Here is a 23,299-nt window from a genome sequence, read left to right as displayed (position 1 = left end):
GCTCCGTGACCCTCACCCTGCGCTACGCCGCGCGGTCCGACGTCGGGCTCGTGCGGTCCAACAACCAGGACTCCGCGTACGCCGGGCCGCACCTGCTGGCCGTCGCCGACGGCATGGGCGGGCACGCGGGCGGCGACGTCGCGTCGCGCCTCGCGATCGCCGCCCTCGCCCCGCTCGACCGCACCGAGCACGGCCCCGAGGAGGCGCTGACCGACCTCGAGCACACGGTGGAGCGCGCCCGGCAGGACCTGGTGCGCGTCAGCGACGCCGACCCGGAGCTGGTCGGCATGGGCACCACTGTCACCGCCCTGCTGCACACGGGCACCACCCTGGTGATGGCCCATCTCGGCGACTCGCGCGCCTACCTGCTGCGCGACGGCCGCCTGACGCAGGTCACGGTGGACCACACCTTCGTGCAGCACCTGGTGGACACGGGCCGCATCTCGCCGGAGGAGGCGGAGCACCACCCGCAGCGCAACGTCGTCATGCGGGTGCTGGGCGACTTCGACGTCGACCTCACGCCCGACATGTCGGTGCGCGAGGCGCGCGCCGGCGACCGGTGGCTGCTCTGCTCCGACGGGCTGTCCGGGTTCGTCTCGCCCGAGCAGATCACCGAGGTGCTCACCGAGACCGCGGCGCCCGACGAGGCCGCCGACCTGCTGATCACCCTGTCCATGACGGCCGGCAGCACCGACAACATCACCGTCGTCGTCGCCGACGTCGTGGAGGACGGCGACGCCCCCGCGGCGGAGGGCGCGACGGCGGCCCCGGTCGAGGGCGCGACCGTGCCGCAGGTCGTGGGCGCGGCCGCCACGGGCGAGCTCCCCGCGGTCCTCCAGACCCCGGCCGACGACCCGGCCGACGACCCCGTGCCGACCGAGCAGGGCGCGGCCGACGACCCGGACGACCCCGAGGACGACGACACCGACGACGACGCGCGGCCCGCCCGCAAGCGCCGTCCGTGGATCACGGTGCTCGTGGTGCTCGTGGTGCTCGGCGGCGTCGGGTACGGCCTGTGGCGCGCGTACGGGTGGACGCAGGAGCAGTACTACGTCGGCGTCGCCGACGGCGAGGTCGCGGTCTTCCAGGGCATCCCGGCCAGCGCCGGCCCCCTGACCCTCTCCACCCCGGTGGAGCTCACCGGCACCCCGGTCTCCGACCTGCCGGACTACTGGGCGGACCGCCTCGACGGCTCCATCCGGGCGTCGTCCGAGGCCGAGGCTCGCGAGCGCGCGGACCGGCTCATCGCCGAGGCCGCCCCCGAGCCGTCACCGTCTCCCACCCCCTCCGCGAGCCCCTCGAGCTCGCCGTCCCCCTCGAAGAGCACGTCGACCGCGAAGCCCACGAAGCAGCCCGCCGACGCCGACAGCAAGGCCGACGGGGGGTCGAAGGGGTGAGCGTCGACGTCGAGACCCCCGCCGGGCGCACGGTCGAGCCCACCGAACGCCGTCCCGCCCGCCTGGCCGAGCTGTTCCTGCTGATCCTCGCCCTGGCCGCGGGCATCAGCGCGTTCGCGATGGTCGGCCGCAGCGTCACGGGCGAGCTGCCCGGCGACTTCTGGGCCGTCAGCCTGCTCCTGGTGGGCATCGCCGCGGCGGCGCACGTCGTGCTGCGCCTCCGCGCGCCGTGGGCCGACCAGGTGATCCTGCCCGCCGTGGTGCTGCTCAACGGCCTCGGCCTGGCCATGATCCTGCGGCTCCAGCTCGCGGACACCAAGGGCGCCGACGCCTGGTCGCAGATGATGTACACCGCGCTCGGCGCGGTCATCGCGATCCTCCTCGTCTGGTTCCTGCGCGACCACCGGTGGATCCGCCGCCTCACGTACACGGCGATGCTCGTGGGCCTCGGGCTCGTCGTGCTGCCGCTCCTGCCCGTCATCGGGCGGGAGATCAACGGCGCCCGCATCTGGGTGAACATCGCCGGCTTCTCCCTGCAGCCTGCCGAGTTCGCCAAGATCGCGTTCGCGATCTTCTTCGCCGGGTACCTCGTGACCAACCGCGACACCCTGGCCCTCGCGGGCAAGAAGGTGCTCGGGCTGCAGCTGCCGCGCATCCGCGACCTCGGCCCGATCATCATCGTGTGGGCGGCGTCCCTGGCCGTCCTCGTCTTCGAGCGCGACCTGGGCACCTCGCTGCTGTTCTTCGGCCTGTTCGTCGCGATGCTGTACCTCGCCACCGAGCGGTTCAGCTGGGTGCTCATCGGGCTCGTGCTGTTCGCGGCCGGCGCGCTCGTCGCCGCGAGCGTGTTCCCGCACGTCGGCGCCCGCATGGACGTGTGGCTGCACCCGTTCGACAACGAGCTGTACAACGCGGTCGGCGGGTCCTACCAGATCGTGCAGGGCACGTTCGCGCTGGCCGCGGGCGGCCTGTTCGGCACCGGCTGGGGCGAGGGCTACCCGTACCTCGTGCCGTACGCCTTCTCCGACTTCATCTACTCGTCGCTGGGGGAGGAGCTCGGCCTCACCGGCCTGCTCGCGATCCTGCTGACGTACCTCCTCATCGTGCAGCGCGGCCTGCGCACCGCCATCGCCGTGCGCGACGGCTTCGGCAAGCTGCTGGCCGGCGGTCTCGCGTTCGTCATGGCGCTGCAGCTCTTCGTCGTCGTCGGCGGCATCACGCGCATCATCCCGCTGACCGGCCTGACGCTGCCGTTCATGGCGCAGGGCGGGTCGTCGCTGCTGGCCAACTGGATCGTCATCGCGCTGCTGCTGCGCGTCTCCGACAACGCCAGGCGCCCGTCGGCGCTGCCGATGCGCGGCACGGTCGCGCAGGGCGGCGGCATGCACGACCCCATCGTGGTCGGCGCGCACGACGGGACGACGCCGGGCGGCGGCGTCCCCGTCCGGCGGTCGGCCGCGGACGCGCCGTCGCGCGGGTCGACGCCGTCGCACCCCACCGAGGCGTTCGGCGGGCCGCTGGACCCGCGCCGCGACGATCCCCGAGGAACGACTGGAGGTGAGCACCTGTGAACACGACCCTGCGCCGGCTCGCGAGCGTCGTCATGGTCATGTTCCTGGCGCTCATGGTGTCGACCACGTGGATCCAGTTCTTCCACGCCGACGAGCTGAACAGCGACACCCGCAACATCCGCTCGATCTACGCCGAGTACGGGCGCGCCCGCGGCCCGATCGTCGTCGGCGGCGAGGCCGTCGCGCTGTCCAAGCCGGTCGACGACGAGTTCGGCTACCAGCGCGAGTACACGAACGGCAAGCTCTACTCGCCGCTCACCGGGTTCTTCTCGCTGGCCAACGGCACGACGGCGATCGAGCACGCGGAGAACGACTACCTCAACGGGCAGGCCGACGCCCTCTGGGTGGACCGCCTGCAGAACCTGCTCACCGGTAGCGACCCGGAGGGCTCGTCCGTCGAGCTCACCATCGACCCGAAGGCGCAGAAGGCCGCGTGGGACGCCCTGGGCGACCAGGAAGGCGCCGTCGTCGCCCTCGACCCCAAGACGGGCGCCGTCCTCGCGATGGTGTCCAAGCCGTCCTTCGACCCCAACGACCTCGCGTCGCACTCCACCAAGAAGGCCGGGCAGGCGTACACCGACCTGCTCAACGACGACGACGAACCGCTGGTGAACCGCGCGACGTCCTGGAACCCGCCCCCCGGGTCGACGTTCAAGCTCGTCACGACCGCCGCTGCGCTCGAGAGCGGCGACTACACGCCTGACACGGTGATCGACGCGCCGTCCTCGTACACCCTGACGGGCACGAACACGCAGGTCGGCAACTTCGCCGGCACGTCGTGCGCGTCGTCGGGGAAGATGACGCTGGCCGACGCTCTGCGGATCTCCTGCAACACCGCCTTCCTCGGCCTGGGCGGCGAGCTCGGCGCCGATGCGATGAACGAGCAGGCCGAGAAGTTCGGGGTCGGCAGGCGGTTCGAGGTCCCGTTCTCGACCGCGGCGAGCCAGTACGACCCGGACCCGGACGAGATGAACACGGCGCAGGTCGAGCTGTCCGGCATCGGCCAGGGCAGCGTCGCCACCACGCCGCTGCAGGTCGCCATGATCTCCGCGGCGATCGCGAACGGCGGCGAGGTCATGCAGCCCTTCTCGGTGGACACCGTGCGGGACCCGCAGCTCGAGGTGGTCCGTGAGACCTCGCCGTCGAGCCTCGGCCGCGCCGTCTCGGAGAAGACCGCGGGCCAGCTCACGGACATGATGAAGAGCGTCGTCGAGTCCGGGTCGGGTACGAGCGCCCAGATCCCCGGCGTCACCGTCGCCGGCAAGACCGGCACCGCCCAGCACGGCGACAACTCCCAGCCGCCGCACGTGTGGTTCACCGGCTTCGCGCCGGCGGAGGACCCGCAGGTCGCGGTCGCCGTCGTCGTCAAGAACGGCGGCGACCTCGGCGGCCAGGCCACCGGCGGCTCGGTCTCCGCGCCGATCGCCAAGGCCGTCATGGAAGCGGTGCTGAACGGATGAGGCCGGCCACGGGGCTCGCGCTCGGCGAGCGGTACCGCCTTACGCGCCGTATCGCCATCGGCGGCATGGGCGAGGTCTGGGTGGCCGACGACGGCTACCTGGGCCGCGAGGTCGCGGTGAAGGTGCTCCGCGAGGAGTACACCGGCAACGAGGACTTCCTGCGCCGCCTGCGCACGGAAGCGCGCAACAGCGCCGCCCTGTCGCACCCGAACATCGCGCAGATGTACGACTACGGCGAGCAGGACGGCGCCGGCTTCCTCGTCATGGAGCTGGTGCTGGGCGAGCCGCTGGCCGACCTGCTCGAGCGTGAGCCCGTCGTCGCGCCCCGCAAGCTGCTGCCGATCCTCGCCGCCACGGCGCGGGGGCTGCACCACGCGCACCTGGCCAAGGTCGTGCACCGCGACGTCAAGCCCGGCAACATCCTGCTGGAGCACGGCGGCAGCGTGAAGATCACCGACTTCGGCGTCTCGCTCGCCGCCAACCAGGCCCCCATGACGGCGACCGGCATGGTCATGGGCACGGCGCAGTACCTGTCGCCCGAGCAGGCGGTGGGGCAGCCCGCGACGGCGGCGTCCGACGTCTACGCGCTCGGGGTCGTCGCGTACGAGGCGACGGCGGGCAAGCGCCCGTTCACGGGCTCGACGCCGGTCGACATCGCCGTCGCGCACGTCAACGCGCCGGTACCGCCGCTGCCCACGCACGTGCACCCTGGGCTCGCGGACGTCATCGGGCGCATGCTCGAGAAGGACCCGTCGCGTCGGCCCGAGTCGGCCGCCGCCCTCGCGGGGGAGCTCGACTCGCTCGCCCGCGAGATCGCGGAGGACCCGCTCGGCGCCCGGTCCCGGTCCGCGCGGCGTGCCGCGGCGGCGCGCCAGGGCGCCCGCCCGGCGCGTGCCGTCCCCGCGCACGCCGCGCCCACGGCGCCACGACCCGCCGGACCTGCCGCTCCTGCCGGCCCTGGGAGCCCTTCCACCCCGCCGTCGGCCGCGATGCCGGTCGCGTGGACTGCGGTGACGCCGTCCGAGGACGAGCGTGCGACGCCCGCCGAGCCCGCGGCGGTCGTCCCCGGCGACGAGCCCACCCCGCAGACCCCGGTCGACGGCCTCGCCGCCGGACGTGCGTACCCGCGGCGCCGCGAGGTGCGCGCCGGCACCCACGACGCCCGCCGTCCCCCGGTGCGCAAGGCCCCGTCGACCGGCACCCGGCGCCGTTCGACGTCGCGCTCCGCGCCCGAGGCCAAGCCGGCGCGCCGCACGTCGACCTCGACGGGCCAGCGCTTCGGCCCGCTCGGACGCCTCTCCTGGCCGTTGATCGCGCTGCTCGGCCTCCTCGTCGTCCTGCTGCTCGCCACCCTCGTGCAGGCCATGGCGGCCGACGCCGAGGGCCACGCGGCGGCCCTCCTGGTGGGACCGGCCCTCGCGGTCTCCCGCCCCTCCCGCACGGGTGCGCGTCCCTCCTCTGGGATGATGCTCCGAGACACGCCGCGCGCCCCGCGCGCGGCCATGACCGAGAAGGACTTCTGAGTGGTGGACAACACGCCCCGGGTACTCGCCGGCCGCTACGAGGTCGGTGAGCTCATCGGCCGCGGCGGCATGGCCGAGGTGCACATCGGGCACGACACGCGCCTGGGTCGCACCGTCGCGATCAAGGTGCTGCGGTCCGACCTCGCCCGCGACCCGTCCTTCCTGGCGCGGTTCCGTCGCGAGGCCCAGTCTGCCGCCGCGCTGAACCACCCCGCCATCGTCGCCGTCTACGACACCGGCGAGGACACGCACACGGACACGCAGGGCGCGTCCGTGCACGTCCCGTTCATCGTCATGGAGTACGTCGAGGGGCACACGGTCCGCGACATCCTGCAGGACGGCGCGGCCGTGCCGATCGAGGAGGCCGTCGAGATCACGGCGGGCATCCTCAGCGCGCTGGAGTACTCGCACCAGGCCGGCATCGTGCACCGCGACATCAAGCCCGCGAACGTGATGATCACGCCCACGGGTGCGGTCAAGGTGATGGACTTCGGCATCGCCCGCGCGATGGCGGACTCCGCCGCGACGATGACGCAGACGCACGCCGTCATCGGCACGGCCCAGTACCTGTCGCCCGAGCAGGCCCGCGGCGAGACCGTGGACGCCCGCAGCGACCTGTACTCCACGGGCTGCGTGCTGTTCGAGCTGCTCACCGGGCGCCCGCCGTTCATGGGCGACTCCCCGGTCGCCGTGGCGTACCAGCACGTCGGGCAGGCGCCGCAGCGCCCCAGCGAGCTCGCCTCGGACGTGCCCGAGGTGCTCGACCGCATCGTGCTCAAGGCCCTCACGAAGGACCGCGACGCCCGCTACTCGACGGCGGCGGAGTTCCGCGCGGACCTCGAGACGGCGCTGCGCGGCGGCGACGTCACCGCGCCGCTCCTCGGAGCGGCCGCCGCCGGCGCCGCGGCGACGCAGGTCATGGGCCAGCCCCAGGGCACCCAGGTGATGGACCCCGCGAGCACGTCGCAGTGGGGCACCACCGGGGTGCAGGGCGCGAACGGCGAGCCCGAGGACGAGAAGAAGAGCCGCAAGGGCCTCATGTGGACGCTCATCGCGATCGGCGCCGTCGCGCTGGCCGCGATCATCACGTTCCTCGTCATGAACGGCGCCGAGGCGAAGACGACCGTGCCCGAGCTCCAGTCCAACGTCACCCCCGCCGAGGCGGAGCGTGCGATCACCGCCGCGGGGCTCGAGTACGAGCAGGCCACCGACACGGAGTCCACGGAGCCGGAGAACACGTTCCTCGGCCAGAACCCGACGGGCGGCACCGAGGTGGACCGCGGCACCACCGTCACCGTGACCTTCTCCGCGGGGCCCGACACGATCGGCGTCCCGAACCTCGCCGGCATGACGGAGGACGAGGCCAAGGCGGAGCTCGAGGACGCGAACCTCACCCTCGGAGACGTGTCCCAGGCGCACAGCAAGGACGTCGAGGAGGGTCGCGTCATCAAGTCGGACCCGGCCGAGGGCAAGGCGGTGAGCGAGGGCTCCTCGGTCGCCATCGTCGTCTCGGACGGCCGCGTCGAGCTGCCGAACCTCGTGGGCAGGTCGGAGCAGCAGGCCAAGGACACCTTGACCGGCCTCGACCTGAGCTACTCCACCAGCACCGAGGAGAGCGACAAGAAGGCCGGCACGGTCATCCGACAGAGCCCCGAGGCCGGCAACGTGCCGCAGCGCAGCGAGGTCTCGATCGTCATCGCCAAGGAGAAGGCCCCGGAGATGACGACGGTGCCGAACGTGGTCGGCCAGTCGGCCGCCGACGCCCAGGCGGCCATCACCGGTGCCAACCTGAGCCCGCAGATCAGCTTCGAGCCCTCGGACGACGTGCCGAACGGCACCGTGATCTCCCAGGACCCGGAGGGTGGCGAGGCCGAGGTCGGCTCGAACGTCGCCGTCGTGGTGTCCAGCGGGCCGGAGGCCGAGGAGACGCCCACGGGCGATCCGTCCGGCGACCCCACGGACGGCGCGACCGACGACGCGGGCGACCCGCTCGGCATCCTGGACGACTGAGCGAGCCGCACGACGGAGCCCGCCGGAACCGTGGTCCCGGCGGGCTCCGTCGTGCGTGCTGGCGTCAGCCCTGGTGCACCAGCGGCGCCATGCCGGCGGACCGCTCCACCGCGCCGTCGTCGCCGCACACGGCGAGCCAGTTGGCGAGGAGCCGGTGCCCGCCCTCGGTGAGCACGGACTCGGGATGGAACTGCACCCCGTGCAGCGGCAGGTCGCGGTGCTGCAGCCCCATGACGACGCCGCTCGCCGTCGCGCCCGTCACCTCGAGCTCGGCGGGCACGCTCTCCGGGAGCACCGCGAGCGAGTGATAGCGCGTCGCTGTGAACGGCGACGCCAGACCGTCGAGCACGCCCTCGCCGTCGTGCTCCACCAGGCTGGTCTTGCCGTGCATGAGCTCTGGCGCGTGCGCCACCGTGGCGCCGTACACCTCCGCGAGGGCCTGGTGGCCCAGGCAGACGCCGAGCATCGGCGTGCGGGAGCGCGCACACGCACGGATGACGTCCTCCGACGAGCCCGCCTCCTTCGGGGTGCCGGGGCCGGGGGAGACGAGGACGCCGTCGAAGGGCGCACCGTCCGCGTCGTGGAAGACGCCGTCCGCGTCGGGCTCGGGCACCGCGTCGTTGCGCACGACGACGGTGCGCGCCCCGAGCTGGTCCAGGTAGCCGACGATCGTGTAGACGAACGAGTCGTAGTTGTCGACCACGAGGATGCGCGGGCCGGCGGTCGTGGTGGTGGGGCTGGTCATGGCTGTCTCGCTTCGGGGAAGTGGTCAGGCGGGCTGCGGGGCGGGACGGCGGCCACGCCATCGCCGGCCCGGCAGCGCGGAGCTCACGACGGTCGCGGCGCTCACGAGAACACGTCCGTGCCGGCGGGGACGGTCGCGTACTTCATCTCGGAGCTGCCGGTGTAGGCGGGGAGCTCGAGGGTGCCCGCGTCCTTGACCGACCACCCGAGGGCGACCCAGTCGACGTACTGCTGGTAGATCGCGACGCCCGGGTCCGCGTCCAGCGACGCCCGGAGCTGCTGGGGGTCGCCCACGGCCTCGATCACGTACGGCGGGGAGAAGACCTTGCCGTGCAGCAGCAGGATGTTGCCGGAGCAGCGGAACGCCGACGTCGCGGTGACGCGCTCGCCCTGCAGCGTCATCGCCTCGGCCCCGCCCGCCCACAGCGCGTTGATCACGTGCTGCACGTCCTGCTGGTGCACGACCAGGTCGTCCGGCCGCGCCCCGCTGATCGACTGGCTGGACGCGGGCGCGTCGTCGAGCGCCACCCGCAGCCCGGGCCCCGAGACCGGCGCGGCACCCGTGACGACCGACTCGTCGGCCACGAGGTCGGCGCTCCGCGTGGGCAGGTCGGTGCCGGCCTGCTTGCCGAGGTCGTCGATCTCGGCCTCGAGCTCGTTCATCCGGTCGGTGAGCCCCGCGACGCGGTCGGACTCCGTGGTGACGAGCTCGGCGAGGTCCTGCGGGTCCCGACCGTCCTTGGTGTCCGCGAGCTGCGCGCTGGCGGTGAAGAGGAGCCCGGACGCGGCGAGGACGCACGCGACGGTCGCGCTCTGGCGCAGTCGGCGGTTCATCGGCCCTCCGGTCGGTCGCGGCTGTCCTTCTCGAGCCTGCTGACGACTACGCTAGTCGACAGAATCGCCGACGGTGGCGGGCATCCGGCCCGCGGCCGCCGCCCACCCGTCCGGACAGGAGACCTCCCCGTGCCCGAGTCGAAGTCCCGCAAGAAGAAGAGCACGCCCGCCGAGCAGCCGGCGACGCCGAAGGCGAAGCCGCAGGGCAACCCGCGCTGGCTGGTGCCGACGATGCTCACGCTCATGCTGCTGGGCCTCGCATGGATCGTCCTGTACTACCTCACGGCGCAGGGGCTGGGCCTGCCGATCCCGGCGCTCGGCGCCTGGAACCTCGCCGTCGGGTTCGTGCTGATCATCGCGGGCTTCGGGCTCACCACCCGCTGGCGCTGACGCCGGGTCTTCCACCCGTGTAGTTCGTTCCACACCTGTGGACAACCCTGTGGGCGGCGCTCAGAGCATCCCCACCGAGGCGTACTTCCACAGGGTCGCGGCGACGAGGACGACGGCCACGCCCGCCGGGACCAGCCACCCCACGAGCGCCTGCCGCTCGCGGGGCGCGAAGGCGAACCCGGCACCCATCGCCAGACCGACCGCCAGGCCGCCCAGGTGCGCCTGCCACGCGATCCCGCCGACGAAGAACGGGATCGCCATGTTGATGGCGATGAGCACGACGATCTGCGCGGCGCTGCGCCCGGTGCGGCGCAGGACCGGGATGATCGCGCCGAACAGCCCGAAGACGGCCCCGGAGGCACCCACGACGGCGGTGATCCAGGAGTAGCTCGTCGGGTCGGCGAGCAGCAGGTAGCCCACGGACCCCGCGATCGCGGACAGCACGTAGAGCGCGATGAAGCGGCCGCGTCCGAACGCCTGCTCGAGGAACGGGCCGGTGAGCCACAGCGCGTACATGTTGAACAGGATGTGCAGCGGGCTGGTGGAGTGCAGGAACGCGGCGGTGAGGAACCGCCACGGCTCGTCGAGCCCCACCGAGGGGGCGAAGGCCCACCGCTGCGTCCACTCGCCGCCCGTGACGAGCTGCAGCACCCAGCTCACCACGCACAGGCCGACGATCGTCAGCGTGACGACCGGCCGCCCGCCACGGACCGTGCCGCCGAACATCGTCCGGGCGCTCGGCACCGCGCGCGATGCCTCCTTGACGCAGTCGACGCACTGGATCCCGACGGCGGCAGGTCGTTGGCACTCGGGGCACGTCGGCCGCCCGCAGCGCTGGCAGCGCACGTAGGACACACGGTCGGGGTGCCGCGGGCACACGGGAGGAGCCGTCGGCTGCGGACCGGGAGTTGGGGTCGAGATGGGTCAGCCCTCCGTGAGGCGAGAGAGAGGTCGGGGTCGAGAATCTCGTCGCAGTACGCTCTTTCCCGACGTGGCGCGCCCCCTGGGGCGCGTGAACGGGACTGCGTCGAGATTCTCGACCCCGACCGTGACCTGGACCGGAGCTCAGTCCTCGATGGTCACGCTGTTGATGACGATGTCCTGGACGGGACGGTCGCCGGGGCGGGTCGGCGTGGTGCCGATCGCGTCGACGACGGCGCGCGACTCGTCGTCGGCCACCTTGCCGAAGATGCTGTGCTTGCCGTTCAGCCACGGCGTGGCGCCGGTGGTGATGAAGAACTGCGAGCCGTTGGTGCCCTCGACGGCGCCCGTGACGGGGTTGCGGCGCTTGCCGGCGTTCGCCATCGCGAGGATGTACTTGTCGTCGAACTGGAGCTCGGGGTGGATCTCGTCGTCGAAGGTGTAGCCGGGGCCACCGGTGCCGGTGCCCAGCGGGTCCCCGCCCTGGATCATGAAGTTGTCGATGACGCGGTGGAAGATCACGCCGTCGTACAGAGGGTCGTTGCGCTCGGCGCCCGTGGCCGGGTCCGTCCACGTCGTGGTGCCCTTGGCCAGCCCGACGAAGTTCGCGACGGTCTTGGGCGCGTGGTTCGGCAGCAGCTCGATGCGGATGTCACCGGCGGTGGTGTGGAGGGTTGCGAACATGCCCTCATCCTCTCACTCTCCCTTCCCTGGACTCTCACGACGCGGCCCGCGCGTAGCGCTGCAGGCCAGGGCACCTGGTGGCACAGTGGGTCCATGGTGCGAAAGAACGTGGGCGACAGCGTCAAGGACGCTGCCAAGGACCAGGCCGAGAAGCTCTCCTCGAAGGTCTCCGACAAGGTGAGCTCGACGATCAACGACATCGACACCGAGAAGCTCAAGGGCTCCGCGACCGAGGCGGCCGCCGTCCTGGTCGACGTCGGCGCCCGGGCCGCCGGTGGGGCGAAGGACGCCGCGAACCAGGCCAAGGACTGGGCCGAGCCGCGCGTCGACTCCTTCCTCGAGTGGCTCGTGCCACGCGCCGAGAAGGCGTGGCGCGAGAGCGTGCTCGCGGCGGCGCCGCGGGTCGAGAAGGCCGCCGACAAGGCGGGCCCGCTCGTGGACACCGCGCACGACAAGATCGTGGACGACTACCTGCCGCGGGTCGTCTCCGCGTTCAACGAGGCCGCGACGCGCGCCGGGGCGGCCGCGGGTGCGGCCGGTGTCCTGGCGGCGGACGCCGCGCGCGACGCCGCGGAGAAGGCCGGTCGTGCGGGCAAGAAGGCCGCGAAGAAGGCGGCCAAGGAGGCCGCCAAGGCCCAGGCCGCGGCCGAGAAGGCGGCGGAGAAGGCCGCCAAGGAGGCAGAGAAGTCCGGCAAGGGCAAGGGGCTGTTCTGGTTCCTCGCGCTCGCCGGGGCGGCTGTGGCCGGCTACGCCTTCTGGCGCCGGGCCCAGCCGCAGAACGACCCGTGGGCCGAGCCCTGGGAGCAGCAGTCCGGACCCGACTACGACGGCGCGGCGCGAGACGCGCGGCACGCCGTCGCCGACGCGGCGGAGGCCGTCGGCGAGGCCGCGGGGCACGCCGTCGCGAAGGGTCGCGAGGCCGCCGAGCGCGCCTCCGAGAAGGCCGCCGAGCTCGGCGAGGAGGTCACCGAGGCCGTGGACAAGGCCAAGGACAAGGCGACCGACGCCGCCAAGAAGGCCACGAACCGTACGCGCTCCGCCGCCCGCAAGACGGAGGACGCCGCCGGGGACGTCGCCGACGCCGCGAAGGATGCGGGGGAGGGCGACAAGGCCTGACCAGCTCGCCGTCCCGGGACGGCACCGCACCGATCACCGCAGGGCCTCGTCCACAGGGACGGGGCCCTGCGGCGTCCCCGGGCTCAGACCTGCGGCACGTCCTGGAAGGCGCGGACCTCGACCCGGCCGCCGAGCGCCTCGGCCGCCAGCGTGCCCCACGCGATGGCCGCGGCGTCGTCCGCCGCCTCGATCACCCAGAGGCCGCCGAGGTACTCCGGGGCCTCCACGAACGGACCGGGGGAGACGGTCGCCGGCTCACCGGAACCGTCGATCGTCGTGGCCGTGCTCGGCGGGTGCAGCCCGCCGGCGCACCGGAGCGCGTCCGCGGCCTCCAGCGACTCGTTGAAGGCGCCCACCGCCGCGAGCGTCGCCTCCAGCTCCGCCGGGTCCATCGTCGCCATCGTGGGTTCGCTCTCGGAGTCGTGCGGCACGGACAGCAGGTAGAGCGTCATCGTGACCCCCTCGTCGTGACGGCCGGCCGATCGGCGGCCCACCATCCACCATGCGGGACCGGGCGCCTGAGCTCAACACCTCCGGGCGCGCTCGTCACCGGACGACGAGACCCCGCACGCCGACGGGCGTACGGGGTCTTCGGTGGTGGAGCCAAGGGGACTCGAACCCCTAACCCCCTGCTTGCAAAGCAGGTGCGCTACCAATTGCGCCATGGCCCCTGGCGGCCTCGTCAGACGGGCCGGGCGTCCTCAGTCGATGGTGTCGGTGACCTCGGACCACAGGTCCCGGTCGGCCGAGTCCTCGTTGAGACGGCGCCAGACCAGGTATCCCGCGCCCAGCGCGAGCAGGAGGACGAACAGCTTCTTCATCTTCTGCCTCCTCGTCACGACCGTCGTCGTGCGTCTCGGGCCCGGGCCTGAGGTGGCCTGGAGTGGGGCTAGGAGGACTTGAACCTCCGACCTCTTCCTTATCAGGGAAGCGCTCTAACCGTCTGAGCTATAGCCCCGAGCGCGCCCCCACGAGGGAGCGCGTGCAGCACGGAACATTACCGTACGCGCGGGTCCGTTCCCAAACCGGGAGAGCCGTCACGCGGTGTGACGTCGGTCCCGGTCGGGACGGGGTTCATTCGTCCGTCAGCGTGAGGTGCACGCCGCCGACGAGTGCGGCCGTGATGTTGTACAGGATGGCCATGATCGTGGCGAGCGCGGTCAGCAGCACCACGTTGACGATGGCGATCAGCACCGACAACGAGACGACGCGGTCGAACTCGATGAACTGCATGAGGTTCACGGCCTGCGGGCCGATCGTCTCGCTCAGGAAGCCCTGGATCTTCGCGAACGTGCCCATGTCGTTGAGCACGTACCAGACCACCATCGTCGCGACGACGGTGATGAAGCCGATCGCGACGGACAGCAGGAACGCGAGCTTCATGATCGACCACGGGTCGACCCGGGAGACCGACAGCCGCACGCGGCGCGCGCCGGCACCGGGCTGGACGGCCCCGACCATCGGGCTCCCCACGGGAGCCGCGGCGGCGGGGGCTGCCGTCCCGTGCACGCCGCCGGCCGAGTAGTGCATCTCCGGGCGCGGCTCGGCGGGCTTCGCGGCGCTCTTGGTCGTGCCCGTGCCGCTCGTGCTGCCCGCGCCGTCCTGCCCCTTGCCCTGGGCGTCCGGCATGACCGACTGGACCTTCTTCGCCGCGCTCCGCGCGGCGGCGAGCGCGGCGGCGGCCGCCTTCACCGCGCCCTCCTTGACGGGCGACGCGCCCTGGACGGCGGTGCCGTCCGAGGCGACCGAGGGAGCGGGCGCCGGGGCGGCGACCGGTGGGGCGGGCGGGGCCGGCACCTCGCCGACGCGGACGACGCCGATCGGTGCCGCGCCCGCTGCCGGGCTGCGGCGGTGGGTCGACTCGTCGATCTCCGCCTCCCGCGTGGGAGGCGCCGACGCCCGGGTCGACGCGCTGTTCTCCGTCATCAGTCCTCGTCCCCGCTCGTGGTCTGCTCGTCGGCGGCCTGCTCGTCCACGCTAACCGACTCGTCGCCGCTTGCCTCGTCGACGTCCCGACGTTCGACGTTGCGGGCGACGGCGATGATGCGGTCCCCGCGGTCGGGCTTGGCGAACGTCACGCCCTGCGTGGTGCGGCCGGTGAGGTTCACCTCCGCGACCGCCGAGCGCACGATCTTGCCACGCTCCATGATGACCAGCACCTCGTCGTCCGCCTCCGTGACCAAGGCCCCCACGAGGTCTCCACGAGCCTCGACCAGGTTGGCGACCTTGATGCCGTAGCCGGCGCGACCCTGGACGCGGTACTCCGTGATCGCGGTGCGCTTCGCGAAGCCGCCCTCCGTCACGACGAACAGGTCCGTCCCCGGCGTGACGACGTCCGCGTTGAGCAGCTCGTCCTCCTCGCGGAACTTCATGCCGGTGACGCCGGACGTCGCACGGCCCATCGGGCGCAGCGTGTCGTCGTCGGCGGGGAAGCGGATCGACTGGCCCTTGCGGGACACGAGGATGAGGTGGTCGTCCGCGTTCACGAGGCGCGCCGCGACGAGCTCGTCGGGGTGCCCCTCGTCGTCCTCGCGCAGGTTGATCGCGATGAGGCCGCCCGAGCGCGGCGAGTTGTACTCGCCGAGGCGGGTCTTCTTCACGAGCCCGCGGCGCGTGGCGAGCACCAGGTAGTCCGCGGCCTCGTAGTCCGGCAGGTCGAGCACCTGCGCGATGTGCTCGCCGGGCTGGAACGCCAGCATGTTCGCCACGTGCTGGCCCTTGGCGTCGCGACCGCCCTCGGGCAGCTCGTAGCCCTTGGCGCGGTACACGCGGCCCAGGTTCGTGAAGAACAGCAGCCAGTGGTGCGTCGTCGTGACGAAGAAGTGCTCGACGATGTCGTCCTCGCGCAGCGCGGCGCCGCGAACGCCCTTGCCGCCGCGCCGCTGCGCCCGGTAGCTGTCCGAGCGCGTGCGCTTGGCGTACCCGCCGCGCGTGATCGTGACGACGACCTCCTCCTCGGGGATGAGGTCCTCGACCGACATGTCGCCGTCGAACGGCAGCACCGTGGTGCGCCGCTCGTCGCCGTAGCGGGCGACGATGTCGTCGAGCTCGTCCTGGACGATGGTCCGCTGGCGCTCCGGCTTCGCGAGGATGTCCTTGTAGTCCTCGATCTCGCGCTGCAGGCCGTCGTGCTCGTCGATGATCTTCTGCCGCTCGAGTGCCGCGAGACGACGCAGCTGCAGGGCCAGGATCGCGTTGGCCTGCTGCTCGTCGACGTCGAGCAGCTCCATGAGGCCGGTGCGGGCCTCCTCGACGTCGGGGGAGCGGCGGATGAGTGCGATGACCTCGTCCAGCGCGTCGAGGGCCTTGAGGTAGCCGCGCAGGATGTGGATCTGACGCTCGGCCTCGGCCAGCAGGTACTCGGTGCGACGACGCACGACCTCGATCTGGTGCGTGGTCCAGTGCCGCACGAAGGCGTCGAGGCTGAGCGTGCGCGGCACGTCGTCGACGAGCGCCACCATGTTCGCGCCGAAGCTGAACTGCAGCGGCGTGTGCTTGTACAGGTTGTTCAGCACGACCTTGGCGATCGCGTCGCGCTTGAGCACGATGACGAGGCGCTGGCCGGTGCGGCCCGACGTCTCGTCGCGGATGTCCGCGATGCCGGCGAGCTTCCCGTCGTTGACGAGGTCCGCGATCTTGCTGGCCAGGTTGTCCGGGTTGACCTGGTAGGGCAGCTCGGTGATGACGAGGCAGATCCGGTTCTGGATCTCCTCGACGTTCACGACGGCACGCATCGTGATGGAACCGCGGCCGGTGCGGTACGCCTCCTCGATGCCCTTGGTGCCGAGGATCGTGGCGCCGGTCGGGAAGTCCGGTCCCTTGATCCGCAGCATCAGTGCGGCGAGGAGCTCCTCGCGCGACGCGTCCGGGTTGGCGAGGTGCCAGCGCACGCCCTCGGCGACCTCGCGCAGGTTGTGCGGCGGGATGTTGGTCGCCATGCCCACCGCGATGCCGGCGGAGCCGTTGACCAGGAGGTTCGGGAAGCGGGCGGGCAGGACGACGGGCTCCTGCGTGCGGCCGTCGTAGTTGTCCTGGAAGTCGACCGTGTTCTTCTCGATGTCCCGGACCATCTCCATGGCCAGCGGGGCCATGCGGCACTCGGTGTACCGGGGAGCGGCGGCCGGGTCGTTGCCGGGCGAGCCGAAGTTCCCCTGCCCGGCGACGAGCGGGTACCGCAGCACCCAGTCCTGCACCAGGCGCACGAGGGTGTCGTAGATCGCCGTGTCACCGTGCGGGTGGAATTTGCCCATGACGTCGCCCACGACGCGCGAGCACTTCGAGTACGCGCGGTCGGGGCGGTAGCCGCCGTCGTACATCGCGTAGAGCACGCGGCGGTGCACCGGCTTGAGGCCGTCCCGCACGTCGGGGAGCGCGCGACCGACGATGACGCTCATCGCGTAGTCGAGGTAGCTGCGCTGCATCTCCAGCTGCAGGTCTACCTGGTCGATGCGGCCGTGCTGCACCGTCACCGCACCGTCGGTCGTGTCGATCGCCTCGCCGTCCGGGGCGCCGTCCGTCATGTCGGGACCGGGGGTCTCGTCCGTCACCGTCTACCTTCTTCCTGTCCTGCGCCGCCGGGGCGCGGGTTCCGTCGTCCTCGAGATCGTGCTCGGCTGGTGTACAACGACGTGCGTACGGGTTGTACGACGTCGTCGTCCGCCGCTAGATGTCGAGGAAACGGACGTCCTTGGCGTTGCGCTGGATGAAGCTGCGGCGGGACTCGACGTCCTCGCCCATGAGCACCGAGAAGATCTCGTCGGCCGCGGCCGCGTCGTCCATGGTCACCTGCAGCAGCGTGCGGTGCTCCGGGTCCATGGTGGTGTCCCAGAGCTCGGTGTAGTCCATCTCGCCCAAGCCCTTGTAGCGCTGGATGCCGTTCTCCTTGGGGATCCGCTTGCCGGCCGCCAGGCCCTCCTTGAGGAACGCGTCCCGCTCACGGTCGGAGTACACGTAGTCGTGCGGCGCGTTCGACCACTTGAGCCGGTACAGGGGCGGCTGCGCCAGGTACACGTGGCCGTGCTCGATGAGCGGGCGCATGTAGCGGAACAGCAGGGTGAGCAGCAGCGTGCAGATGTGCTGGCCGTCGACGTCGGCGTCGGCCATCAGCACGATCTTGTGGTACCGGAGCTTCGAGATGTCGAAGTCCTCCCCGATGCCCGTGCCGAACGCCGTGATGAGGGACTGGATCTCCTGGTTGGAGAGAGCCTTGTCCAGCCGGGCCCGCTCGACGTTGAGGATCTTGCCGCGCAGCGGCAGGATCGCCTGGTTGTGCGGGTTGCGACCACGGACGGCGGAGCCGCCGGCCGAGTCGCCCTCGACGATGTAGACCTCGCAGTCCTCGGCGCGGTTCGACTGGCAGTCCTTGAGCTTGCCGGGCATCCCGCCCGAGCTGAGGATCCCCTTGCGTCGCGTGGCCTCGCGCGCCTTGCGGGCCGCGATGCGGGCCTGCGACGCCTGGATGGCCTTGCGGATGATGTCGCGCGCCTCGGTGGGGTGGGCGTCGAACCAGTCCACGAGCTTCTCGCGCACCACGCGCTGCACGAACGTCTTCGCCTCGGTGTTGCCGAGCTTCGTCTTGGTCTGGCCCTCGAACTGGGGCTCGCCGAGCTTGACGGAGATGACGGCGGTGAGGCCCTCGCGGATGTCGTCGCCCGTGAGGTTGTCGTCCTTCTCCTTGATGATCTGCTTGTCGCGGGCGTAGCTGTTCACCAGGGTGGTGAGCGCCGCACGGAAGCCCTCCTCGTGCGTGCCGCCCTCGGTGGTCGAGATCGTGTTCGCGAACGTGTGCACCGACTCGCTGTACGCGCTGGTCCACTGCATCGCGATCTCCACCGAGATCTTCCGCTCCGTGTCCTCCGACTCCACGTCGATGATCTCGGGGTGGATGAGCTCGGACTTCTTGGCCGCGTTGATGTGCGCCACATAGTCCGTGAGGCCGTTGTCGTAGCGGTACGTCACCGTACGGACGGGGTTCGCGTCCTCGACGTCGGCGGCACCGTCTGCGGCCGTGACGTCGGTGTCCGCGCCGTCCGGGGCCCGGCCCGCGACCTCGTCGTCCGCGACGGCGTGACCGGCGCGCTCGTCGCGCAGCGTGATCTTCAGGCCCTTGTTGAGGAAGGCGTACTGCTGGAAGCGCGAGCGCAGCGTCTCGAAGTCGTACTCCGTGGTCTCGAAGATCGAGTCGTCGGCCCAGAACGTCTGCGTGGTCCCGGTGGCCTCGTCCTCGGCCAGCGGCTCGAGCTTCTGCACCTCGGTGACGGGCTCGCCGCCGTCGCGGTACTCCTGCTGCCAGTGGAAGCCGTCGCGCTTCACCTGGGACACGAAGCGGGTGGACAGCGCGTTCACGACCGACATGCCCACGCCGTGCAGGCCGCCGGAGACGGCGTAACCGCCGCCGCCGAACTTCCCGCCCGCGTGCAGGATCGTCATGACGACCTCGAGCGTGGGCTTGCCCTCGGTGGGGTGCATCGCGACGGGGATGCCTCGGCCGTTGTCGCGGACCCGGACACCGCCGTCGGCGAGGAGGGTCACCTCGACGCTGTCGGCGTGACCCGCGAGGGCCTCGTCCACAGAGTTGTCCACAATCTCGTAGACCAGGTGGTGCAGGCCCCGCTCGCCCGTGGAGCCGATGTACATGCCCGGGCGCTTGCGGACGGCCTCGAGGCCCTCCAGGACGGTGATGTTGCCGGCGTCGTACCCGTTCCCCGGTCCGGCTGCTTCGTTGGCTCCGTTGGCGACAGTGTCGGGACGGGGGGTGTCGGTTCGGTCTGCCACAGGCGGAGCTGCTCCTCGGTCGTCGTGCACGTGCCGACGCTTCGTGCGGTGTGCAGGCGGCGCGGCTCTCAGGTTCCGGGCTGCGCTCGACCGAGCCGTGCGAGAGGTCGCAGCACGACCCGGAATGACCGTCCCAGTCTACCTGCCGGAGGCAAGGAAACGGCGGATTGACGCCGCTGGAGGGAAGTTCCGCACACGTTGTCCACAGGTCGTGGAAAGCGCGCTCTCCACAGCCTTGTCCACAGGCTTGTCCCCAAGGTTGTCCACAGTTGGGGGGGTGATCGGAGCGGCTCTTCCGGAACGTCGGTTTTTTGTGCTCTGACCGTTATCAACGGCTCTCCCGATTTACTCCAAAAACTGGTGTACTACCCCACGACTCCCCGTTTCGCACGTCGACTGGCGCGCGCCCGTGCACCGGTCACCACCGAAGGGACAACCCCACAGTGAAGAGGACTCTGGCCGGCGTCGCCGCGACGACGCTCGCCGTCGGAGGGATGCTCGTCGCCACCGCGGCGCCGGCCTCCGCCCACACCCCCGGAGCGTCGGCCACTTGCGACACGCTCACCGTGAACCTGGCGGCATACGCCAACGGCCACGACGGCCGGACCAACACCGTGAAGGTGAAGGTCGACGACAAGACCGTGGTCGAGGAGTCCTTCGGGACCGGGTACCACAACGACAAGATCGACATCTCCGGCAGTTCCCGGTGGACCGTCGAGGTCGATGCATGGGACGGCCACAACGGCACCCAGTACGACTGGTCCTACGGCGAGAGCACCAAGGCGTGCCCGGCTCCGGAGGTCACCGACGTCCAGGTCGGCATCTACCTGTACCCGAAGCTCGACAAGGACAAGCCTGCCGCGTGGGAGAACTCCGGCGAGCAGCAGCTCCTCGGCACGACGCCGCTCACCGTTCCCGAGGACGAGCTCAAGAACGACCAGCACTGGTACACCGAGCTCCCGGAGACGGACGCGCTCGACGACATCGACCTGTGCACCGGGTGGGGCATCCAGCAGGACCTGGTGCGCGGCGGCGTGGACGAGTACACGATGCCGGAGACGATCACCTACCCCGACGGCTCGTCCATGGACGGGCACCTGGTCGACTGGCAGCACCAGGAGCTCAGCGACTTCGGCATCGAGCTGCCGTCCGCCGAGGACTGCGCCACCCCGACCGAGCCGGAGGTCCCGGTCGTCGAGGAGCCTCAGACCGTCGTTCCGCGGGCCCCGGACGCCCTCGACGTCTGCGGCGCGGTCGCGTCGGACGTCATCCTCCCCGCGGACACCGCGGACGTCACCTACCTGACCACCGAGCAGGGCGTGCTCGCGGTGCCGACCGAGGGACGCACGTTCGGCGACGACCTGGGCGGCTACACCCGCACCGAGGGTGGCGACGTGATCTTCCCGATCGAGCAGCTCGTCCCGTCGGAGGAGTCGTGCGCGCTGATCCCGGGTGACATCGGTGCCGTGTGCGTGGGCGACACGCCCTACCTCGACTACGGCGTCTCGCTGCCCGAGGGCATCGAGGTCGACGACGAGACCCCGCTGACCATCACGTTCATCCACCCGGAGGGTGGCGAGAACTACGTCGCCACCGACCAGCCGCTGGAGGGCCAGCTGCTGTGGCCGGGTGCCTCGGACACGGCGCCGAAGCAGTGGCCGGGCTGGGAGCAGCAGGACGACGGCTCCTACGCCGAGACGGACGGCAACTACGCCTGGACCCGTGAGGGCGTCGAGGTGCTCTTCGAGGTCAACCCCGAGTACTCGCAGCTCGTGAGCTACCCGGAGGCGAGCACCGAGTGCGCCAACCCGGTCGGCGCCGGCGGCGCGGACGTGGACGTCGTCGCGGACGACGCCGAGGTCCCGCCGGCCGCGGCGGAGACGGCCGACGAGCTCCCGCAGACGGGTGCGACGGTCGGCGTCTTCGCCGGGATCGCCGCGCTGCTGATCGTCGGCGGCGGCGTGCTGTTCTGGCTGCGTCGCCGCATCCAGCGCTGACGTCCCGCGAGCACGACGACGGGGCCCGGCCGCACCAGCGGCCGGGCCCCGTCGTCATGTCCGCGCGGTCCCGAACCCTCAGCCGTACGTGTCGCGCGGTCCCGGGCCGCGCACCGTGCGTCGTCCGCGGCGAAAGCCCGGCCCGGCGGGCCCGAGCACGGTGACCTGCTCGACGACGCCCTCGCCGACCTCTTCCTCGAGCCGGCGGAGCAGGGTCGGCACCAGCAGCCTCACCTGCGTGGCCCAGGCGGTCGAGTCGGCCCGCACCACGAGCACCTTCTGCTCGAAGGTCTCCGGCTGACAGTGGTCGGCGACCTGGTCGCCCACCACCTCGCGCCAGCGCCCGATCACGCCGCCGACGGACACGTCCGCCGTCCACCCCTTGTCCCGCATGAGGCGCCCCAGCACCTCCGACAGGAGCTGCGGGTCGCGGGCGCCGGGCCCCTGCCCGGACAGACGTGGCTCTGCGAGGGGGGAGCGGCGCGCCGGCGAGCCGGGCCGGAGTCCCTTGGCCCGCGCCGCCGCCTTCGCGCGGTTGAGGGCCTCTCGCGCGACCGCCGACGGCGGCGTCAGCTCGGTGCGGTCCGTGACCGGGCGCGGGTCCTCGGCGCGGGACGACGGGCCGCCCGTGCTCCCGTCGTCCTCGGGGAGGTCGCCCTCGACGGTCGCGCCGTCGTCACGTCGCACGACGCACCTGGCCGGGGGTGACTTCGTACCGCGCACCGAGCAGCCCCGGCGGGACGTCGTCGGGCACGGCGGCCGTGACGAGCACCTGGCGAGCCGGCGCGACGAGCTCCGCCAGCCGCTCGCGACGTCGCACGTCCAGCTCGGCGAACACGTCGTCCAGGATCAGCACGGGGTCGGCGTCCGTGTCGAGGTCGGGGTCCCAGAACGCGGCGTCCGGCACGTGCTCCGGGTCGTCGCCGCCGCCGAGCAGCCGGTACGACGCGAGCCGCAGCGCCAGCGCGAATGACCACGACTCCCCGTGGCTCGCGTACCCCTTGGCCGGCAGCCCACCGAGGGTGAGGACCAGGTCGTCGCGGTGCGGCCCGACGAGGCTGACGCCGCGTTCCAGCTCCTGGGCACGCGCCTCCGCCATCGCCGCGAGGATCGCCTTCTCCAGGTCCTCCGCGGCGGGCGTCGCGCCGTCCGTGGCGCCGGGGACGCTCGAGCGGTACGCGAGCTGCGCGTCGCCGTCGGCGTCGCTGACCTGCTCGTACGCGGCCGCGACGTGCGGTCGCAGGGCCTCCACCAGCGCGAGGCGCATCGCGAGGATCTGCCCGCCGAGCTGCGCCGCCCGGGCGTCCCAGACCTCGAGGGTGCTGGTGTCCACAGCGCCTGCGCCGGACCGGCGCGCCCCGCGGAGCGACTTGAGCAGCGCCGACCGCTGCCGCACCACGCGCTCGTAGTCGCCCAGCAGGCCGGCAGCGCGGGGGAGGAGCTGCACGACCAGCTGGTCGAGGAAGCGGCGCCGGCCGTCGGGGTCGCCCTTGACGAGCGCGAGGTCCTCGGGCGCGAAGAGCACCGTCCGCAGGATGCCGAGCACGTCACGCGCCCGTCCGAGCTGCCCACGGTTCACGCGGGCCCGGTTCGCCTTGCCGGCGGTGATCTCCAGCTCGACGGTCGACGCCCGGTCCCCGCGCACGATCCGCGTCCGGACGACCGCCCGCTCCGCGCCCGCCTTGATGAGGGGGGTGTCGTTCGCGACCCGGTGGCTGCCGAGGGTCGCCACGTAGCCGATCGCCTCGACGAGGTTGGTCTTGCCCTGGCCGTTGCGCCCGACGAACGCGTTCGGGCCAGGCTCGAGCTCGACGTCGGCCGCGGCGTACGAGCGGAAGTCGAGGAGGGAGAGGTGGGAGACGTACATCTACCCTGCTC

The 23,299-nt window shown here is 71.9% G+C and carries 19 protein-coding genes and 2 tRNA genes; 8 read left to right on the top strand and 13 right to left on the bottom strand.

Annotated features, from left to right (window positions below):
• Positions 1 to 5: 5 nt before the first annotated feature.
• Genes ACFCZN_RS01830 through pknB form a run of 5 tightly spaced genes read left to right on the top strand, consistent with a single transcriptional unit; the run spans position 6 to position 7,961 of the window.
• Complete coding sequence (locus tag ACFCZN_RS01830; RefSeq protein WP_430555623.1) at positions 6 to 1,397, top strand: Stp1/IreP family PP2C-type Ser/Thr phosphatase; 1,392 nt, start codon at positions 6 to 8, stop codon at positions 1,395 to 1,397.
• A complete protein-coding gene (locus ACFCZN_RS01825; RefSeq protein WP_430555622.1) occupies positions 1,394 to 2,968 on the top strand; it encodes an FtsW/RodA/SpoVE family cell cycle protein in 1,575 nt (524 codons plus the stop codon). The genes ACFCZN_RS01830 and ACFCZN_RS01825 overlap by 4 nt, the downstream gene beginning before the upstream one ends.
• Positions 2,965 to 4,428 carry a peptidoglycan D,D-transpeptidase FtsI family protein gene (locus ACFCZN_RS01820; protein WP_430555621.1) on the top strand — a complete coding sequence of 488 codons (1,464 nt, stop codon included), beginning with the start codon at positions 2,965 to 2,967 and terminating at the stop codon, positions 4,426 to 4,428. Before ACFCZN_RS01825 ends, ACFCZN_RS01820 begins: the two co-directional genes overlap by 4 nt.
• Complete coding sequence (locus ACFCZN_RS01815) at positions 4,425 to 5,951, top strand: serine/threonine-protein kinase (protein WP_430555620.1); 1,527 nt, start codon at positions 4,425 to 4,427, stop codon at positions 5,949 to 5,951. Before ACFCZN_RS01820 ends, ACFCZN_RS01815 begins: the two co-directional genes overlap by 4 nt.
• Complete coding sequence (pknB, locus tag ACFCZN_RS01810; protein ID WP_430555619.1) at positions 5,952 to 7,961, top strand: Stk1 family PASTA domain-containing Ser/Thr kinase; 2,010 nt, start codon at positions 5,952 to 5,954, stop codon at positions 7,959 to 7,961.
• Positions 7,962 to 8,025: 64 nt separating this feature from the next.
• Here pknB and ACFCZN_RS01805 read toward each other — a convergent pair whose 3' ends face one another.
• Together ACFCZN_RS01805 and ACFCZN_RS01800 are read right to left on the bottom strand one after the other, a co-directional pair.
• Complete coding sequence (locus ACFCZN_RS01805) at positions 8,026 to 8,706, bottom strand: aminodeoxychorismate/anthranilate synthase component II (protein ID WP_430555618.1); 681 nt, start codon at positions 8,704 to 8,706, stop codon at positions 8,026 to 8,028.
• A gap of 101 nt (positions 8,707 to 8,807) precedes the next feature.
• Complete coding sequence (locus tag ACFCZN_RS01800; protein ID WP_429762796.1) at positions 8,808 to 9,539, bottom strand: DUF881 domain-containing protein; 732 nt, start codon at positions 9,537 to 9,539, stop codon at positions 8,808 to 8,810.
• Positions 9,540 to 9,668: 129 nt separating this feature from the next.
• Here ACFCZN_RS01800 and ACFCZN_RS01795 point away from each other — a divergent pair, with 129 nt between their 5' ends.
• Positions 9,669 to 9,929: a cell division protein CrgA gene (locus ACFCZN_RS01795; RefSeq protein WP_429762797.1), complete on the top strand. Its 261-nt coding sequence runs from the start codon at positions 9,669 to 9,671 to the stop codon at positions 9,927 to 9,929.
• Between the two features lie 60 nt (positions 9,930 to 9,989).
• On the opposite strand, the gene ACFCZN_RS01790 is transcribed toward ACFCZN_RS01795, so the two are convergent.
• Both ACFCZN_RS01790 and ACFCZN_RS01785 read right to left on the bottom strand, forming a co-directional pair.
• Entirely contained in the window at positions 9,990 to 10,673 is a 684-nt protein-coding gene (locus ACFCZN_RS01790; protein WP_429762798.1) for a rhomboid family intramembrane serine protease, read from the bottom strand.
• A 321-nt stretch (positions 10,674 to 10,994) separates the two neighbouring features.
• On the bottom strand, positions 10,995 to 11,534 hold the full coding sequence (locus ACFCZN_RS01785) for a peptidylprolyl isomerase (protein WP_429762799.1): 540 nt from the start codon (positions 11,532 to 11,534) through the stop codon (positions 10,995 to 10,997).
• 93 nt (positions 11,535 to 11,627) lie between these two features.
• Here ACFCZN_RS01785 and ACFCZN_RS01780 point away from each other — a divergent pair, with 93 nt between their 5' ends.
• A complete protein-coding gene (locus ACFCZN_RS01780) occupies positions 11,628 to 12,650 on the top strand; it encodes a hypothetical protein (protein WP_429762800.1) in 1,023 nt (340 codons plus the stop codon).
• Between the two features lie 83 nt (positions 12,651 to 12,733).
• Here ACFCZN_RS01780 and ACFCZN_RS01775 read toward each other — a convergent pair whose 3' ends face one another.
• The 7 genes from ACFCZN_RS01775 to gyrB all read right to left on the bottom strand — a co-directional run bounded on the left by ACFCZN_RS01775 (position 12,734) and on the right by gyrB (position 19,424).
• Positions 12,734 to 13,102: a YciI family protein gene (locus ACFCZN_RS01775; RefSeq protein ID WP_430555617.1), complete on the bottom strand. Its 369-nt coding sequence runs from the start codon at positions 13,100 to 13,102 to the stop codon at positions 12,734 to 12,736.
• A 143-nt stretch (positions 13,103 to 13,245) separates the two neighbouring features.
• Positions 13,246 to 13,321, bottom strand: a tRNA-Ala gene (locus ACFCZN_RS01770).
• A gap of 30 nt (positions 13,322 to 13,351) precedes the next feature.
• Positions 13,352 to 13,471 (bottom strand): DLW-39 family protein, encoded by a 120-nt coding sequence (locus ACFCZN_RS01765; protein WP_217700772.1) that lies wholly within the window; start codon positions 13,469 to 13,471, stop codon positions 13,352 to 13,354.
• Positions 13,472 to 13,534: 63 nt separating this feature from the next.
• Positions 13,535 to 13,608 (bottom strand) — tRNA-Ile (locus ACFCZN_RS01760).
• Between the two features lie 116 nt (positions 13,609 to 13,724).
• Positions 13,725 to 14,576 carry a DUF3566 domain-containing protein gene (locus tag ACFCZN_RS01755; protein ID WP_430555616.1) on the bottom strand — a complete coding sequence of 284 codons (852 nt, stop codon included), beginning with the start codon at positions 14,574 to 14,576 and terminating at the stop codon, positions 13,725 to 13,727.
• Positions 14,576 to 17,197: a DNA gyrase subunit A gene (gene gyrA, locus ACFCZN_RS01750; protein ID WP_430555615.1), complete on the bottom strand. Its 2,622-nt coding sequence runs from the start codon at positions 17,195 to 17,197 to the stop codon at positions 14,576 to 14,578. Before gyrA ends, ACFCZN_RS01755 begins: the two co-directional genes overlap by 1 nt.
• Before the next feature lie 115 nt (positions 17,198 to 17,312).
• Positions 17,313 to 19,424 (bottom strand): DNA topoisomerase (ATP-hydrolyzing) subunit B, encoded by a 2,112-nt coding sequence (gene gyrB, locus ACFCZN_RS01745; RefSeq protein WP_430555614.1) that lies wholly within the window; start codon positions 19,422 to 19,424, stop codon positions 17,313 to 17,315.
• 443 nt (positions 19,425 to 19,867) lie between these two features.
• Between gyrB and ACFCZN_RS01740 the strand changes: the two genes are divergently transcribed.
• Entirely contained in the window at positions 19,868 to 21,421 is a 1,554-nt protein-coding gene (locus ACFCZN_RS01740; RefSeq protein WP_430555613.1) for an LPXTG cell wall anchor domain-containing protein, read from the top strand.
• 78 nt (positions 21,422 to 21,499) lie between these two features.
• Here the strand turns inward: ACFCZN_RS01740 and ACFCZN_RS01735 are convergent, their stop codons facing one another.
• On the bottom strand, positions 21,500 to 21,994 hold the full coding sequence (locus tag ACFCZN_RS01735; RefSeq protein ID WP_429763208.1) for a DUF721 domain-containing protein: 495 nt from the start codon (positions 21,992 to 21,994) through the stop codon (positions 21,500 to 21,502).
• Positions 21,995 to 22,097: 103 nt separating this feature from the next.
• The gene (recF, locus tag ACFCZN_RS01730; RefSeq protein ID WP_429762806.1) at positions 22,098 to 23,288 is read right to left on the bottom strand and encodes a DNA replication/repair protein RecF; all 1,191 of its coding nucleotides are present in this window, start codon (positions 23,286 to 23,288) and stop codon (positions 22,098 to 22,100) included.
• Positions 23,289 to 23,299 lie beyond the last annotated feature (11 nt).

The sequence above is a fragment of the Isoptericola sp. NPDC056134 genome (genome assembly GCF_042264825.1).
GTDB lineage: Bacteria > Actinomycetota > Actinomycetes > Actinomycetales > Cellulomonadaceae > Isoptericola > Isoptericola nanjingensis.
Note: the sequence above shows the minus strand (reverse complement) of the source record. Positions and strands in the feature narration are given on the sequence as shown.

Bases quoted from the DNA above. Each gene is read 5' to 3' on its own strand.
- ACFCZN_RS01785 (WP_429762799.1), bottom strand. From the start codon at position 11,534: ATGTTCGCAACCCTCCACACCACCGCCGGTGACATCCGCATCGAGCTG.
- ACFCZN_RS01775 (WP_430555617.1), bottom strand. From the start codon at position 13,102: ATGACGCTCTACCTGCTGTCCGTGCCGCACGACTCCGAGAGCGAACCC.
- ACFCZN_RS01815 (WP_430555620.1), top strand. From the start codon at position 4,425: ATGAGGCCGGCCACGGGGCTCGCGCTCGGCGAGCGGTACCGCCTTACG.
- ACFCZN_RS01755 (WP_430555616.1), bottom strand. From the start codon at position 14,576: ATGACGGAGAACAGCGCGTCGACCCGGGCGTCGGCGCCTCCCACGCGG.
- ACFCZN_RS01805 (WP_430555618.1), bottom strand. From the start codon at position 8,706: ATGACCAGCCCCACCACCACGACCGCCGGCCCGCGCATCCTCGTGGTC.
- ACFCZN_RS01780 (WP_429762800.1), top strand. From the start codon at position 11,628: ATGGTGCGAAAGAACGTGGGCGACAGCGTCAAGGACGCTGCCAAGGAC.
- recF (WP_429762806.1), bottom strand. From the start codon at position 23,288: ATGTACGTCTCCCACCTCTCCCTCCTCGACTTCCGCTCGTACGCCGCG.
- ACFCZN_RS01800 (WP_429762796.1), bottom strand. From the start codon at position 9,539: ATGAACCGCCGACTGCGCCAGAGCGCGACCGTCGCGTGCGTCCTCGCC.
- ACFCZN_RS01765 (WP_217700772.1), bottom strand. From the start codon at position 13,471: ATGAAGAAGCTGTTCGTCCTCCTGCTCGCGCTGGGCGCGGGATACCTG.